At 67.3% G+C, this 14,735-nt stretch carries 8 protein-coding genes; 3 read left to right on the top strand and 5 right to left on the bottom strand.

Translation table 11 applies throughout. The annotated features are described in order from the left end of the window. Window positions 1-332 precede the first annotated feature (332 nt). Complete coding sequence (locus OEB96_RS06290; protein ID WP_266214537.1) at window positions 333-1,331, bottom strand: hypothetical protein; 999 nt, start codon at window positions 1,329-1,331, stop codon at window positions 333-335. A 681-nt stretch (window positions 1,332-2,012) separates the two neighbouring features. Next, window positions 2,013-2,435, bottom strand: a complete 423-nt coding sequence (locus tag OEB96_RS06285) for a helix-turn-helix transcriptional regulator (RefSeq protein ID WP_266214536.1) — start codon at window positions 2,433-2,435, stop codon at window positions 2,013-2,015. On the opposite strand from OEB96_RS06285, the gene OEB96_RS06280 reads away from it, so the two are divergent. The 3 genes from OEB96_RS06280 (at window position 2,434) to OEB96_RS06270 (ending at window position 4,101) form a co-directional block, all read left to right on the top strand. Continuing rightward, window positions 2,434-2,574 carry a hypothetical protein gene (locus OEB96_RS06280; protein ID WP_266214535.1) on the top strand — a complete coding sequence of 47 codons (141 nt, stop codon included), beginning with the start codon at window positions 2,434-2,436 and terminating at the stop codon, window positions 2,572-2,574. The genes OEB96_RS06285 and OEB96_RS06280 overlap by 2 nt on opposite strands. Window positions 2,575-2,744: 170 nt before the next feature. Next, a complete protein-coding gene (locus tag OEB96_RS06275) occupies window positions 2,745-3,392 on the top strand; it encodes a hypothetical protein (RefSeq protein ID WP_266214534.1) in 648 nt (215 codons plus the stop codon). Between the two features lie 85 nt (window positions 3,393-3,477). Continuing rightward, a complete protein-coding gene (locus OEB96_RS06270; RefSeq protein ID WP_266214533.1) occupies window positions 3,478-4,101 on the top strand; it encodes a hypothetical protein in 624 nt (207 codons plus the stop codon). Window positions 4,102-4,276: 175 nt separating this feature from the next. Here OEB96_RS06270 and OEB96_RS06265 read toward each other — a convergent pair whose 3' ends face one another. The 3 genes from OEB96_RS06265 to OEB96_RS06255 form a co-directional block, all read right to left on the bottom strand. Further along, a complete protein-coding gene (locus OEB96_RS06265) occupies window positions 4,277-4,687 on the bottom strand; it encodes a helix-turn-helix transcriptional regulator (RefSeq protein ID WP_266214532.1) in 411 nt (136 codons plus the stop codon). A 523-nt stretch (window positions 4,688-5,210) separates the two neighbouring features. After that, window positions 5,211-6,758: a hypothetical protein gene (locus tag OEB96_RS06260; RefSeq protein WP_266214531.1), complete on the bottom strand. Its 1,548-nt coding sequence runs from the start codon at window positions 6,756-6,758 to the stop codon at window positions 5,211-5,213. Window positions 6,759-6,762: 4 nt separating this feature from the next. After that, a complete protein-coding gene (locus OEB96_RS06255; RefSeq protein WP_266214530.1) occupies window positions 6,763-14,709 on the bottom strand; it encodes a DUF3560 domain-containing protein in 7,947 nt (2,648 codons plus the stop codon). Window positions 14,710-14,735 lie beyond the last annotated feature (26 nt).

Genomic DNA, 14,735 nt, shown 5'->3' with positions numbered 1-14,735 from the left:
GCGACATGTGTCAAGGCGCGGGAAAGTAAAATTGGCGCAAAATTCGGGCTGAACTCTCGGCGTTCGAGCCTTCATGTTCACCCCCGCCCCCAAGGCGGGGCGACCCAGTGTCCAAGGCGGAAGGGAACCGCATCGGCCCCCGAGGGCGGCCCATGTCGTTGTTCGCGACCATGGCCCCGCGTGGGCCACGCTGGGCAGCCCGTGTCAAGGTGATCGATGCTCTGAATCTGAGATCAACCATCGCCGCCTCGCGCCTCGCCTGACCCGCCCGTGACATGTGTCCGAGCATACGACGGTGCGTCGCGTGGCCTATGGTCAATCGTCGAGTCCTGCTATTCTTGGGCCGCGGCAGGTTTTTGATCGGCATATCCGTTAGCATTCAGCTCTTGTTGACGACGTGCGCCCTCCAAGTTGGACTGAACATTGCTTATTAGGCTATCAAGCGTTTCCGCGTTGTGCCACCCGATGCCTCCGCAATTGTCAACTATTCCGGAGGGAAGAAACCGCTGCAACGTCTTGCTGCCTTGAGGTGGCTTGGCATCCTTGCCTTCCTCGTTGATCTTTGATTGCAGGTACTTCTCCCACTTCTGGTGCGCGGTGATGCGTCGCCAATCCCAGTAGATAAAGTTGCTCTGAGCTTCAAGCGCCACGCAGGAAGGAATTCCATGTTTTACCAATAAGAATGCCATGGATGATTGGTCTAGTACATAGTCCATGGAGATGTAGGGGCATTCAAGATCCTCAATCTTTGTTCTGGATCCCCAGGAGTTGACACCGCCAAAGCCTCCCGCTTTCCATCTGGCGATTTCCTTGTCTGCGCTCTTGAGGTATTCGCTCCTTTGACCAAGGGAATCGACTGCTAGCATGTTATCAATAATGGTAGTAGTGCAAATGGCATTGCTTGTATATTTCGATGTGACTGCGTCCTCTCTTGCTTTCGCGGTCTTTCGAGCGACCAAGCCTGCGCTCCTTCTTACCTGCACCTTTGCCGGATTGTCGATTCCGCCAGTGCTATAGTAGTGTGTTACCGCTACTGAAATGACAATGGAGACAGCGCTGGTAATTACTGTAATCATCGCACTTTGAAGGCTCGGCTTCCGAAAGAGCTTTCGTACGACCTCCTTGTAGCTCTCCTTTAGCATATCACTTGTTGCAGAATACTCATGCCTCAAATGACCAAGCGTAACAGTTTGCGCCTCGATCTCCTCGCGTTGTACCTTTGCTTCCGTCCTCAGTTCCTTTACTTCTCGTTCCCAAGCGGATGCCTGCTGTTCTGCCACTGTCAGCTTGTGCTGGAGATCCCTGATGCTGCGCTGGAGGTCGCTTTCCATCTCGCCTCTCCATCATGGCCAAGTACAAGGGAACTGTACAGGCTGCGCCTTATGCGCAAAGTTGAACTTGGGGTTCTATGCCGATGTCTCGCATCGCGCAGGGCTTTCATCAGATGCCTCCTCGGGCCCGACATTCCCGCCTACTCCGCAAGCTGAAGGCCCACCTCGCCGCCCTGGGCTAGCCCTTCGGCGCTGCCGACGCTGCTCTAGTGAACCACTCGCCACAGCGCAGGTGAATGTGACAGCTCGGGCTATGAGATCCGGGCCAGTTGGGTCGCTCGGGGGGAGATTGCTCCCCCGGACCGGGTTCGTCGGTCACCATGGAAGGTCGCATTGCGCAGCATTAGGGGTGGCGTCTCAAGACGCGCCCCCTGGCCAGACGTCTCTCAAGTTATTGATTTGTTGTGGTTTTGTGGCGGCTCACCCGAGTAGCCCAAGGTGAGGCGTCGCATCGGATGCGCAAGGGCGAGCCGCATCGGGTGCCCGAGGGCGGCCAAGGTGGGGCGCCCATCGACGCGCTCAAGGGCGACTGTGGTCGAGGTTACCCGCGCGGGGCTGAAGTCGAGAGGCCACCCACCCCCTGATCCGCTTAGGCGAGCTGGCGTGATCCGTGATGCCGGTCCTTGGCACCTTAGCTGCCCTGGCCCGCGTGGAGCACGCCGGGCACGAGCCTCGGCCGAGTCACTCGCGGTGGGCACGCACACGGTTGCGCCCAGCGATCTGCCCAGGGTGTGGAGCCCCGGGGCCGGCGACCCACAGCCTCGTCCTGTCGGCGTGGACGGTTAGGCGTCGTCGGCGTTGGCTCGTTTTCGCGGCAACCTCGGCGGTGCTGCTCACCACGCGGTCGGCCATCCACTTCTCGAGGTCGACCACGCGGTAGCGCACCGACTTGTTGATCTTCGCGAACGGCGGCCCGCCTCCCTTGGTGCGCCAGCCGTTGAGCGTCGCCACGGGGAAGCCCGTGATGGTGCTGGCGCCGCGGACGTCGACGGCGATCGGAACCGCGACGCTCGTGCTCGTGTGGCCATCGCCTTGGCTGGCCGTGGTGCTCTCCCGGCCGCGGTTGGTGCGAGTGCGATTCGTGCTCTTGGAAATCCTGGGCATGACGTTGCTCGTGGGGTTGGGGTTGGTGCGGCGGTCGGTGGTGCTCTTCTTCGCGGCAGTCGGCCGGCCTTCGTTGGTGTTCCTGGTCATGGGCGATGCCTCCGGGCTCGAGGAGCTCAACCATCGCCACCTCGTCTGACTCGCCGGTGGCACGCGTCCGAGCACACGATGGTGCTCCGTGCTTCTGCTCCGGCAGCGTCGACCCGACCCTACGACAACGGCCACATGTGCCCTCCGAATTGCCCCGCTCTGACCTTCGCCGGCTCACGACTCCGTGTCAGGCTCCGGGTGTGCTAGACTGTCGAGCGTATGCTGGCAAAGCGTCGCTCCGTCCTGCTCTCGGTCGTGTTGTTGCTCGGTTGTGTTGCCGAGGAGGAAGAACTCGCCACCGCTCGGCGTGACTACGAGAACGTCGGCGCTCGGATTCCTCATGATGTCGCGAATCGGTGGCTTGCTCGGCACAATCAGAGTGACACCCAGTCCCACGACGAACCCGTCCCCTATGCCACCGCCGCGGAGCTGACCGAGGTGCTCACTGCCGTGCCTGAACGCTTCGGTGTTGTCTTCCATCATGCGCTCGACGATGCAGGGGCCCACCATCTTCTGGTCATGGCCGTCGGCGATGACGTTGGCCTCTGGGAGTCGCCCATCCTCGACGCGACCGCGCATAGAATTCTCGAGGATACCGAGGCTCGGATGTGGGCCGAACGTTACGTCGCGGCCCACTTCGGCGAGGTCGGCTACTTCTTCTTCGGCCGCAGCGTGATCGACGAGATCGTAGGCACCCCCGGCTTCGAGCGCCTGGACTTGCGCTCCGCCGTCGGAGACGACGGCGCTCCCAAGCTGGTGTTGATGGCATGGAACGACGAGGGTGCTTCGGGCTTCCGCTCCGGCAGCATCGACCCGACCCCCTATGACAACGGCTACATGTGCCCTCCGACTTGCCCCGCGCTTTGATCTGACCTTCGCCGCCTCACGACTCCGTGTCGGGCTCCGGGTGTGCTAGACTGCCGGGCGTATGCTGACAAGGCGTCGCTCCGTCGTGCTCTCTGTCGTGTTGTTGCTCGGTTGTGTTGCCGAGGAGGAAGAACTCGCCACCGCTCGGCGTGACTACGAGAACGTCGGCGCTCGGATTCCTCATGATGTCGCGAATCGTTGGCTTGCTCGGCACGATCAGAGCAACACCCAGTCCCACGACGAACCCGTCCCCTATGCCACCGCCGCGGAGCTGACCGAGGTGCTCACTGCCGTGCCTGAACGCTTCGGTGTTGTCTTCCATCATGCGCTCGACGACGCAGGGGCCCACCATCTTCTGGTCACGGCCGTCGACGATGACATTGGCCTCTGGGAGTCGCCCATCCTCGACGCGACCGGGCATAGAATCCTCGAGGATACCGAGGCTCGAATGTGGGCCGAACGTTACGTCGCGGCCCACTCCGGCGAGGTCGGCTACTTCTTCTTCGGCCGCAGCGTGATCGACGAGATCGTAGGCACCCCCGGCTTCGAGCGCCTGGACCTGCGCTCCGCCGTCGGGGACGACGGTGCTCCCAAGCTGGTATTGATGGCATGGAACGACGAGGGTGATCCGGGCTTCCGCTCCGGCAGTATCGACTCGACCCCCTACGACTCAGGTATGCCGTGTCCCCCGGATTGCCCCGCGCTCTGACTTCGCCGGAACGCGACGTCGGCGTGCAACGATAACTCGATGCCCTTTATGCTGCCAGCGGGACCGCAGGGACGCCCGGTCCGCCCTTTCTCGAGCAGAAGCACGCGACGACGGAGGGGAGCTTCGTGGCTCTGCGAGCGCATCGACCTCGGTTTCCTGGTCTAGTCGTGGACGGTCAGGCATCGTCGGCGTTGGCTCGTTTCGCCGCAACCTCGGCGGTGCTGCTCACCACGCGGTCGGCCATCCACTTCTCGAGGTCGACCACGCGGTAGCGCACCGACTTGTTGATCTTCGCGAACGGCGGCCCGCCTCCCTTGGTGCGCCAGCCGTTGAGCGTCGCCACGGGGAAGCCCGTGATGGTGCTGGCGCCGCGGACGTCGACGGCGATCGGAACCGCGACGCTCGTGCTCGTGTGGTCGTCGCCTTGGCTGGCCGTGGTGCTCTCCCGGCCGCGGTTGGTGCGAGTGCGATTCGTGCTCTTGGAAATCCTGGGCATGACGGTGCTCGTGAGGTTGGGGTTGGTGCGGCGGTCGGTGGTGCTCGTCTTCGCGGAAGTCGGCCGGCCTTCGTTGGCGTTCCTGGTCATGGGTGGTGCCTCCGGGCTCGAGGTGATCGGTGATCGGAACTCAACCATCGCCGCCTCGCCTGACCCGCCGGTGGCACGCGTCCGAGCACACGACGGTGCTTCGCGTGGCCCATGGTCCTTGCGTCCACAAGAGGACTCGCCACGGCGGTCGCAGTCGCCCCACAGCGTTGCACGCGAGGCATCGCCACCGCGCCACCCCATGCGGATCGGGTCGCGCCCGCTGCTGCGCTGCCGTCGTTGGCGAGCACTCCGTAGGCTTGGAGCGCTGCGCCGGCGTGGCGTCGGCGATCAGGACGTAGCCCCGGCTTCCGCTGGCATCCAGGTGTCGCCGTCGCACCGTCGTCGTGTGCCCGGTGCTCCACGCCAGCGTGATGCGATGCGTATGCAAGCGCACGACGGTGCCCACGCGCTCGCCTCGTCGCGGGTCGAGGTCCTGATACTGCTGCCCCAGCTTCACCGGCACGTGCTTCACGGCGCCCCCTTCGGCTGCCAGATGAATGCGTCGGCGGGTCGAAGGAGACGCTCATGGCCTCCTCCGACGGCGACGCCTGGTCCCACGCGCGGCCCACAAAAGGCCCAGCACGCCGAGCCCCAAGGCCAAGCCCTCGCCGCCGCCTCCGCGGGGACCGGGCGTTATTTCGGCGACTACGTGAAAGGGGGCGCCGCCCTGGGGCGGCGTGGGGGGCTCGGGCGCGGCGTCGGTTCCCCCGAGCGAGGTAGGGTCGGCCGGTGTGCTGGGGCCCGTGGGCGCCTTGAGCTGGTCGGCGATCGTCGCGTCGAACAGCGCGGTGCGGTACTCGGAGTCGATCACGTCCCGCTGATCGACCTGATGCCGCGCTGGGTGCTCGAGCAGCAGCGCCCGCATCTGGTGCAGCTTGTCCCGGAGCTTGGCGCTGCGTGCGAACGCGGCGCTCTTGGGATCGGCGTAGGCCACCGCGATCGTCTCGAGGTACCGGTCCTGCCGCTTCTCGAGGCGGTCGCACCACGGGTCGACGAACGCCTCCACGATGTCGTCTGGCGGGTTCTTGGGTGTCCAGGAGTTGGCGGCCAGGATCCCGCGGTAGAGCTTGCCGTCGAGCGTCGCCACGTGGAGGGGAGCGACGAGCTGCTGCACGATGATTCGGCGGTGCTCCTCGTTGAGCTCATCGATGCCGGTGCCCTTGATGCCGCGGCCGAAGTACGCCTCGTAGGCGAAGCTCTTGAGAGCATCGACGTGATCTCGCCACGCGCTGCGGACCTCGGACGGCACCACCGCCCACATCGCGGCCCCGGGCCGCTGCACGTGCTGGTCGATCGCCGTCATGAGCTGGGCCGGGCCCGGATAGAAGTCCCCGACGTCCTGGTGGGACGCCAGCGATCCTCCCGGGCGGCTCGACTTCTTGTGCCAGAAGGCTTGCGTGGCGCCGCTCACCTGCTGCGTACCGGGGATGAAGCCAAACCCCAGGCCACCCTCGAGCGAGTCCAGTAGCCAGCCGTTTTCGATCTCGATGATCCGGGGAGCGTTGCCCGTCCTGGGCAGGAAGAGGCGGGTCCAGTCGTTGGTCGACAGCGCGGGCAGGAGTTGCGTGTTCATCACGTACTCCTCTTCATCTCGCTCGTAGACCTGCGGTGGAGGTAGGTACTCCCGCGCCTGCTCCTGTGGTCGATTGGACAGGTCCCACAGCATCAAGCCCATCTGGCCGATCGCGCGAGCGATGGCCCCCACCACGGGGATCGCAGCGAGCGCGTCGACCACGATGCCCACCGCCGTCCGGGTGAGGCGGTCGAACAGCTCTTCGAGGTCGTCGGGCGGCTGCAATATCAGCGGGCCGAGGGCGTCGACCACGGAGGTGAGGCTGTCGGCGGGGAGGCCGAGCTCGCCCGTGCCCTGGTGGAACATCGCGGTGCGCTCAGCCGCGGCCCAGGCCCGGGCGCCGACGAGGGCATTGCTGTCGAAGCCAGAGATCCGCGGGCCCATGTCCGCCCACAGCGATCGGTCACCCCGAGCGGCGTCGAGCAGGGCAGGGGAGATCACCCGCGATGTCCAGGAGTCGTCGACGGTGAGCCACATGTCGTCGTCTTGGAGCAGCACTGGATCACCGACTCTTGGCAAGGGTGGCGGCCTCGGCCTCGGCTTTCTTGGTCTCCTCGAGCCGCTTGGCGGCCACGGCCTCGCGTCGTCTCACGCGGCCGCGCGCCCGCTCGAGCTCGGTCTGGGCACGTTGGTGGTCGCGCTTGCGCTGGCGCAGGGTGCCCTGGGCCACGCTGAGCTGGCAGCGAGCCTCGCGGACCTTGCGGCGCGCAACCTCGCGATCCATGGGGATGGCCTTGCGGTTGCGCATGACCGCGTCTGCCTCGCGTATGGCGGCCTTGAGGTCGCGCTCGTGGTGCTTGACGTGCTCCTCGGCCTTCTTGATCGCGGCGGCGGCGTCCTCGACCCGGCGGCGGTAGGAGGTGGTGTCGATCGCCTCGGCTTGCTTGACGGCGACTGCGGCCGAGCACTGGAAGCGCTGGGCTCGACGCTCGGCGGCGGTTTGCTTGCGGCGCTGCTCGGCCGCCTTCTTGCGCTCGGCGAGGGCCTTGCGGCGCTCGGCGGCGGTGAGCTTGCGCTTGGGCGTGGGCTTGGTGGCGGTGGCCTTGGGTGCGGCCTTGTGTGTGGCCGAGCGCGATGCCTTCTTGGCCGTCGAAGTCTTCGTGGGTGGCTTGCTGGTCTCGCTGGAGGGCTTGCCTGCCTTGCCCGAGTGCTTTGCGGGTTCGGGCGCCGCCTTGGTCGTGGGCTCCTTGGCGGTCTGAGCGTCCGTGGCCGTGTCTGCCTTCGGTTCTTCCTTCAGCCCCGCCGCGATCTGGCACACGGGTGCGCTGCAGACCTCCTCCTTGGGTGTCTCTCGCGAGCAGCACGCCTTGGCCGACGCCGTCCGCGGGGGTAGCTCCTCGTCCTCGCCGTGGCTGGTGTCCGGGAAGCCGGGCGCGCCTTCCTTGCTGTCTTTCGCCGCCCAATTGGGGTCGTAGGCGTCCTCGCAGGACTTGCGGAGCTGGCGGAGCTCGCCGGCCACGGCGGGGTAGTTGCACAGGTAACCCGCGGTCTCGGGATCGGGCTCGCAGGCGTAGTCGGGGATCTTCGAGGGGTTGTCGACCCACCGCGACCACTCGGCGACCCGTCGCTCGATCACCCGCCGGAGGTCATCCGGCAGGCAGTCCTTGGCGCGCTCGTAGGCTTCCTTCAGCTCGTCGAGCTGCTCGCCGATCTCCTTGACGCTCTCCTGCTCGCGGATCGACGCTCGCTGGTCCGGCGTCATCACGTCGAGATCCTCCGCGCGCACCTTGCCCGCGAACGGGCGCCAGTAGAGTCCCGACATCGACGGCTCCGAGGCGCTCGGTTCCTCGAAGTACCGCTGGAGCGCCTCGCCCAGGCGCTCGATCTGGTCCCACGGCACAGCCTCCCAGCGCCGCCCCTTGGCCTGGCCCATGAGGTAGGCCAGCGCGCCGCGGATCGCCCGAGAGGCGTGCTTCTCCTCGAGGATCCGCTGGCCTGCGGGTGTCTTGGAGAGCTTGCGGTGCCCTCGGCCCACGCGAACCTCGATCCCATCCATCCAGTCGCGCAGGCCATCCCACGGGTCGACCACGTTCTCGAGGAAGTCGATGTTCTGGTCGTAGAAGATCTTGGCTGCCTTGGCGGGCGAGTCGAACGTGGCCCGAAGCCCGGCCACGGCAGCCTTGCCCTTCTTGCCCTTGCCGTTCTTGGTGCCCGCGGTCTGCTCGGCCTCGCGCGCGGTCCTCTTGGCCTTGGCTTGCCCGGGGTAGTCGGCGGGGCTGTCGACGTCGAACCGATACCGTCGCTTGCGTGGATCGGGATCGGTGCCGCGGCCGATGAGATCCTCCTCGTCGACCTCGACCGTCTCCCCGTCGATGTCCGCGACGATCCGTCCGGTCGACAGCGTGCCCGGCTCGCCGGGGTCGGTCGGGACCCCGGTCGCCACGTCGACGTACTCGAGCCGTGCCAGCGGAGTCGCGCGGTAGCGGTCCTCCTCCGTCTTCTCCACCAGCCCGCGACCCTCCATGCCCTCCAACGCGCGGGCTTCGTCGGCGTTGTCGGGCTCGATCCCGTCGTCCCCCTGGTCGAGCAGCGACCGCATGAGGTCCTCCTCGAACGAGTCGAGCGGCGGAGGGCTCGACTCGCTCGTGCTGCCGTGGCTCGACGGACTGGGCGGGTCGTCGCTCGGTTCCCTCCTCCCGCCACCATGGGGTGGACCCGAATGGGGTCCGAGCTCGGCCACGATCTGCGCGCGGTCGTAGTGGCCGTCGATGGTGACGAGGGCCCCGAGCGGCTCGGTGTGATAGCGCGAGAACACGTCCGGTCGCCGACGCCCCTCCCACGCGACGACCACGACCGGTCGGAAGCTCGGGTCCCCGTGCTTCGGCAACGTGTGGAGCTTGGCCTGCTCGGCCCTCACGCGGCGGGCCAGGGCGGGCGACAGATCGATCGGCGCGATGGTTACCGGCGGCTCCGGTGGCGGCGGTCGGTTGTTGGCTGCGGGGGCATTGTTGGTCAACCCTGCCGCCTCGGTGGCGACCAAGTCCTTGGTCGTCGCGGTCCTCTGCCGCTCGGTCGCCGTGTTCGACAGGTCGGGGCTGCCCTTCCGGTCGAGCAGGGTCTCGTCTGCGTCCTCATGCCCCAGGGGCGGAAATCCCCAGGTCGGCCCCTCTGGCCCCCAAATACGCTCTTCCTCAGCGACGCGCCTCTCTCGGTCGAGGCGTTGCACGTGCTCGCGACGCTGTTCCTTCAACCCCCTTCGTGCGGCCCATTCGTCGGGGTAGGCGTGCTCGTCGTCCCACTCGGGATCGTCGTTCAGCGGGCCCATGCTGAAGCCGTCGAGCACACGCCAGCTTCCGAAGTCGTCATGGACCACGACCATGCCCACGGGATAGCCGCGGCTCTCGTCGGTGGGCTCGAAGGTCTCCTCGAGCACGTAGAACCAGACGTTCTCGTCGGGCCCGCCCAGATCCTCGCCGATGGGAAACACCGGCCCCATGTTTCGGTGGCGCGGGGTCACGTAGACACGCGTCGCGAGGTTGACCGCCGCGGGATCGAGGCTCGCGAGCACCTTCTGGCCGAGGTCGGTGGGCTCCACCACGAAGGGCGGGCCCGGCCAGTCGCCGTCCTGGCCGCCGAGGTCGACGTCCTTGTTGCGGTGCATGAGCCCGAGGTTGCGCAGGGCAACGAACGCATCCCACGAGGGGCCACCGCCCACGGGGCGGAGATCGACCCAGTTCTTGGTCGCGCGCTTCATCAGGCGCAGGCCATCGGGTCCGATGTCGCTGGGAACCGGTGGCCGGACGTTGGTGAGCTCGTCGAGGTAGTACCGCTTGAGGCTCGGGTTGAACTCCGGATCACCGCCAGACTGGACCGCCCGGATTCCAGTGAGCGGGAACCACTGGGGTGCGTGGATCTCCGCAGCACGATTGCCGGGGAGCACGCGAACGACGAGGCCGAACCGCGTCGTCGAGCCTGACTCTTCGTGCTGGAAGGCGACGATGCCTCCCTCCCGGATCGTGGTGTTGATGGCATCATGCGGCGAAGTGGCCTTCGGAGATCGGGCGGCCTTCTGCTTCGATCTCGACCCGCCGGCCTTCTTGGCCGTGGGCTTCGGTTTGGCTGGTGGCTTCGGCTTCGGCTCCTCCGTCGCTCCCCACTTCGGACCGGCCATGATCCGCACGTACCCGCGCGGTGCCTTCACGAGCTTGACCACGCCGCGCTTGGCCATCGCCTTGATGACGCGAACGTGGCGGGGCTCGTGCTTGGTGGAGAACTCGGACACCCCGTTGGGGCCGTCGTCGGCGATCCGGTTGGTCAGGATGGCGCGAACCTGACGCTCGATGACGCCTGGGGCGAGCCGCTGGGTGGAAGGCAATGGCTCGAAGGGGTGTCGGCGACCGGCGGGGGCGGGCTGCCGTAGGGGCGGCGTCGCCTCGATCACGTGCAAGGTGGCGTTGCCGTCGCGGATCTCCGACTCGCGCGCGAGCTCGGGATCCATCGGCCGGTTGGGATCGGCCGCATGCAGGCGCAGCAGCCCATCGCGGTTGGCTCGCACCAGTCGTGCCTTGAAGGCATCGAGGGATGGGCCCGCCAGCAAGGGCTGGTCTTGCACGGCCTTCCACACCGCGGAGATGAGCACGAAGTCATCACCGTGCCGCCCCTCGTCGCCCATGCGGTTGGCGACGGTTTGGATCTCGCCGACCCAAGGACCCATGCGCATCATCGGCGCGGCCGGTGTCTGGTTCTCGTCGGCGGTCGATGGAGTCGGGCCTGCGCCAGCGGCGGACGGTCGTTCCGGTGGTGCTGCCCGATCCTCGTCGGCGGCCGAGGGCTCGCTCGTGGCCTGGGCGAGCAGCGGATCCGACGTGTCCGGGGGTGGGCGCTTGGCCCTCCGCTCGGCCAGCTCGTCGGCGCGCATCCGCTCGAGCACCGCGGGATCGGGCTTGCCCACGTCGAACAATGCCGGCTGATGCCCCGTGGGCACCTGCACCCGCTTGCCTTCGCCGGGGGGCGCCGTCAGGGCGAAGCCCTCCTCCTCGACCGACCACAAGCTGCCCGGGGCTGCCTCGCCCCGTGGCGCGTCGTTCTCATCCGCCGTGGGTTCCTCCTCGATCGCGTCGGCGACCGTCGTGTCGTCGGGTTGGTCGGGAGCGGGTTTGGGTTCGGGTGCCGGTTCTGCGTTGGCTGCTCGGGCGGGCGCAGCTCCCTGGTTGGCCACCTTCTCGATCTCCCGCATCGCGGCAGCGATCGCCTCGGGCTCCGCGGCATCCGGCTGCACGGGAATGTGGAACCCCTGCTCCCTGGGGCCACGCACGATGAGCTCGGCCTCGCCGCGCCGCGTCCTGATGCGCAGGGCTCGGCTCTCGCGCTGCGATGGGCCCAGGTCCGGGTGCTGCCGCCAATAGGCCAGGTTGAAGCGCTTGCGGCTGACCTCGCCGAGCTTCTGCGCCGTGCGGTAGACGGCCAGCAGGTCGCGAGCATCGGCCTCGCGCTCGGCCTGCCGCGCCGCTTCCCGTCGCTCGATCTCCTCGTTCCTCGCCTTGGCCTTGCGGCTCACCTCATCGATCGACGTGTCGCCACGACACAGCTCGAGGGCTTCGTGCCGGTCCTCGAACCTGAGCCCGAAGACGTCCATCATCACCCACCGTGCCGATTCGAAGTCGATCTTGCAGAGCCTGGGGTAGACGGCTTCGGGATCGGACTTCGGGTCGTAGAGCGAGGGATCGAGCGCGTCGCGGAGATTTCCGAGCAGCTTCTCGGCGTCGCGCAGGGTCGCATCGCGGATCTCGAGGACGAGATCGGGCGTGGGTGTGGTGTTGCCGTTGCGGATCTGGTGGAGGGGGACGTCGAGGTGATCGTGGACGACCAGCCGCGCTTGCTCGACGAGCTTCGGGAACCAGTGGCGGGCGCGATCGTCCGTGATCGGCGCCATGCGCTCGGCCCACGTGCTGGCCTCGCGGTGGAGCTCGACGACCAGCGGGTGGTCACCGAGGCTGAGGATGAGTCCCTCGAAGTCGTGTTTGCCGTACACCGCTCCGCGCAGCGGCGGCGGTGGCCATGCGTCGTTCTCCTGGGCCACCGCACCGCGGGCGCGGCCGAGGTCGATCTTGACCTGATCGGGATACCGCAGCTCTCGCTTCGCGATGAGCTGGGCCATCTGTTGTCCCACGCCCTGGCGCTCGGCCTCGACCAGGATCGGGTGGATCTCGTGGCCGTTGAGCTTGGAGTCTCCGAGCCCGAGCTTCTTGGCGAGCGCCTCCACGTCGACCTTGGTGGTGCGCTCGGCCTTCGCAGAGGACTTGGCCTTGGTGGAGGGCTTGCCCTTCTTGGTGGTCTTGCCGGGCGTTGCGACCTCGCCCGCCACGGCCTCGCCCGCCACGGCCTCGCCCGCCTCCTGCGCGACCTGGCGCATGAGTGCCGCGATGGCGGCCTGCTCGTCGGTCCCGCCCGGCAGCCTCACGCCAAACGCCATGTCGATCGGACCGCGGACGACCGCCACGACCTTCCCGTCGCGCTCGGTCATCATCAGCGCTCGGCGGCTGCGTGCGGGTTTCTCGAACCCGGGATGCAGTCGCCAATAGGCCGCGTTGAACCGTCCTTTGGTGACCTCGCCGCGCGAGGCCGCCTCGCGGTGCACCTTCAGCAGCTCGCGGGCGTCGGCCTGCCGCTGGGCTCGCTCCTGCTCCTTGCGCGCCCGCTCCTCCTCCGCCCGCTGCGCAGCCCCCTCGGCCAGGGTCTCGAGCGTGATCTCGCCCTTGCAGAGCTCCGCCGCTTCGTCCTCCTCGTCCTCCGGGTGGAAGTCGATCTTGAAGACGTCCACCAGGATCTTCCGCGCGGTCTCGGAGTCGATCTCGCAAAGCCGCGGGTAGACGTCCTTGGGGTCGGACTTCGGATCGTAGAGCGAGGGGTCCTGCACCAGCCGCAGCTCGTGGAGCTTGTGCGCAGCCTTCGCCACGAGAGCCTCCATCGCCATACGAGCAAAGTCGGGCGTGGCGGCCTGCCCCTGTGCGACCTTTCGCTCGTACTCGTTGTGGTGGTTGCCGAGCAGGTTGGCCGTCTCGCGAATGAGCGTCCGAAACCAGTTGGAGTGGCGAGCTCCCGTGATCGGCTGCATGCGCTCGGGGAAGGCCTGCAGCTCGGCGAGCAACTGCGCGACCGTCGGCTCGTGGTCCAAGCTCTCCAGGAGCCCGCCGAAGTCCTGCGCACCGTAGGTCTGACCACGCAGCGGTGACGGAGGCCAACCGTCGCGCTCGAACGCCACGATCCCCCGCGCCCGGCCGTAGGCTCGCTGCACGTCCTGGTCCTTGAGTGTCGCGCGGAAGTACCGAGCGAGCTTCTCGCCCACGCCGAGCCGCTCGGCCTCCACCAGCGCGTCGATGATCTGCTGGACGGTGTACCGCTTGGCGGCGTCGCGGTGCTTGGTCACGAGCATGGTCAGGGGCCCAGGTGAGCCCGCAGCAGCGCCCGAGCTCGCCTTGGGCGCCTCGGTCGACGAAGAGGACCCCTGTGCCTGGTTCCGCTCGACGGTCGCCTTGGGCACCCACACGCGGGAGTAGACGGCCCGCTTGACGTATTGCGGACCGCTCGTCCACCGCACGGCATGGTCGAACCGCAGCTCCACGTGCTGCGACAGCGGCTTCTGCACGACGGCGCCGCCCTTGTCGGTGAGCACCCGGTCGCCCTTGCGCAGCACGGCCTGACTGCTGGGCATGTACCCGGCCTCGTCGAGCACGCGGCGGTAGTGCGCCATCTTCTGACGGTTTTCCTCGGCGAACGTCTGCAACTGCGCGAGCCACTCGCCAGTGGCCGGGCCGCCGGGGTCGTGACCACGCCAGCCCGTCGGCACCTCGCCGGTGATCTTCACCTGGAGCTCGCGCGCCTCCTTGCCCAGCTCGACCACGCGCCGCAGGGCGAACCCCGGCTTCTCGTGTTGGGCGGCCCCATGCTCGGCGGCCTTGGCCTGGCGCCGGGCATCCTTCGCGCCCTTGCTGGCTTCGACCGAGCGACGCATCGACGCATCGGCTCGCTCGAGATCCCTGCGGTGCCGTCCCTCGCTGTGGTGCCCGACGAGGATCGGCTGCCCAAAGGGGATCCGGTCGAGCACGGCGCGGTGCTTGCCGTACTCCGCCGCGGCCTCGCCTTCGAGCCGGTCCGCTCGCTCCTCCAGTCGCTCCGCGCGATCGAGGGCTCGCTCCTTGCGTTCCTCGACGACCTCGCCGAAGTCCCGCACGTGCTCGGGCATGGGCTCTTGGTAGTCGACCCGCACGTTGGGCACCCCGGCCGCGCGCAGACCCCGGGCGTACTCCTCCACCTGGTATCTCGACAGAGCCCGGTCCCGAGTCCGCGGCGCGCCCCACTTGCGCAGCGACCGAAACCACCGCCACCGAGGGTGAGACTTCTTGACGGCCTCCTTGTGCGGGTAGCTGTCGCCTTCGAGCAGGATCCCGTCGGCGTAGCGATAGCGCACCACCACCTCGGAAGGCTTGGTCGCGGGCTTTGGCGTGGTCATCGGCTCGCTGCTTGATTGGCTGGTCT

The organism is Paraliomyxa miuraensis (assembly GCF_026337845.1).
In the GTDB taxonomy this organism is placed as follows: Bacteria; Myxococcota_A; Polyangia; order Nannocystales; family Nannocystaceae; genus Paraliomyxa; species Paraliomyxa miuraensis.
This window is presented reverse-complemented; position numbering and strand designations above follow the sequence as displayed.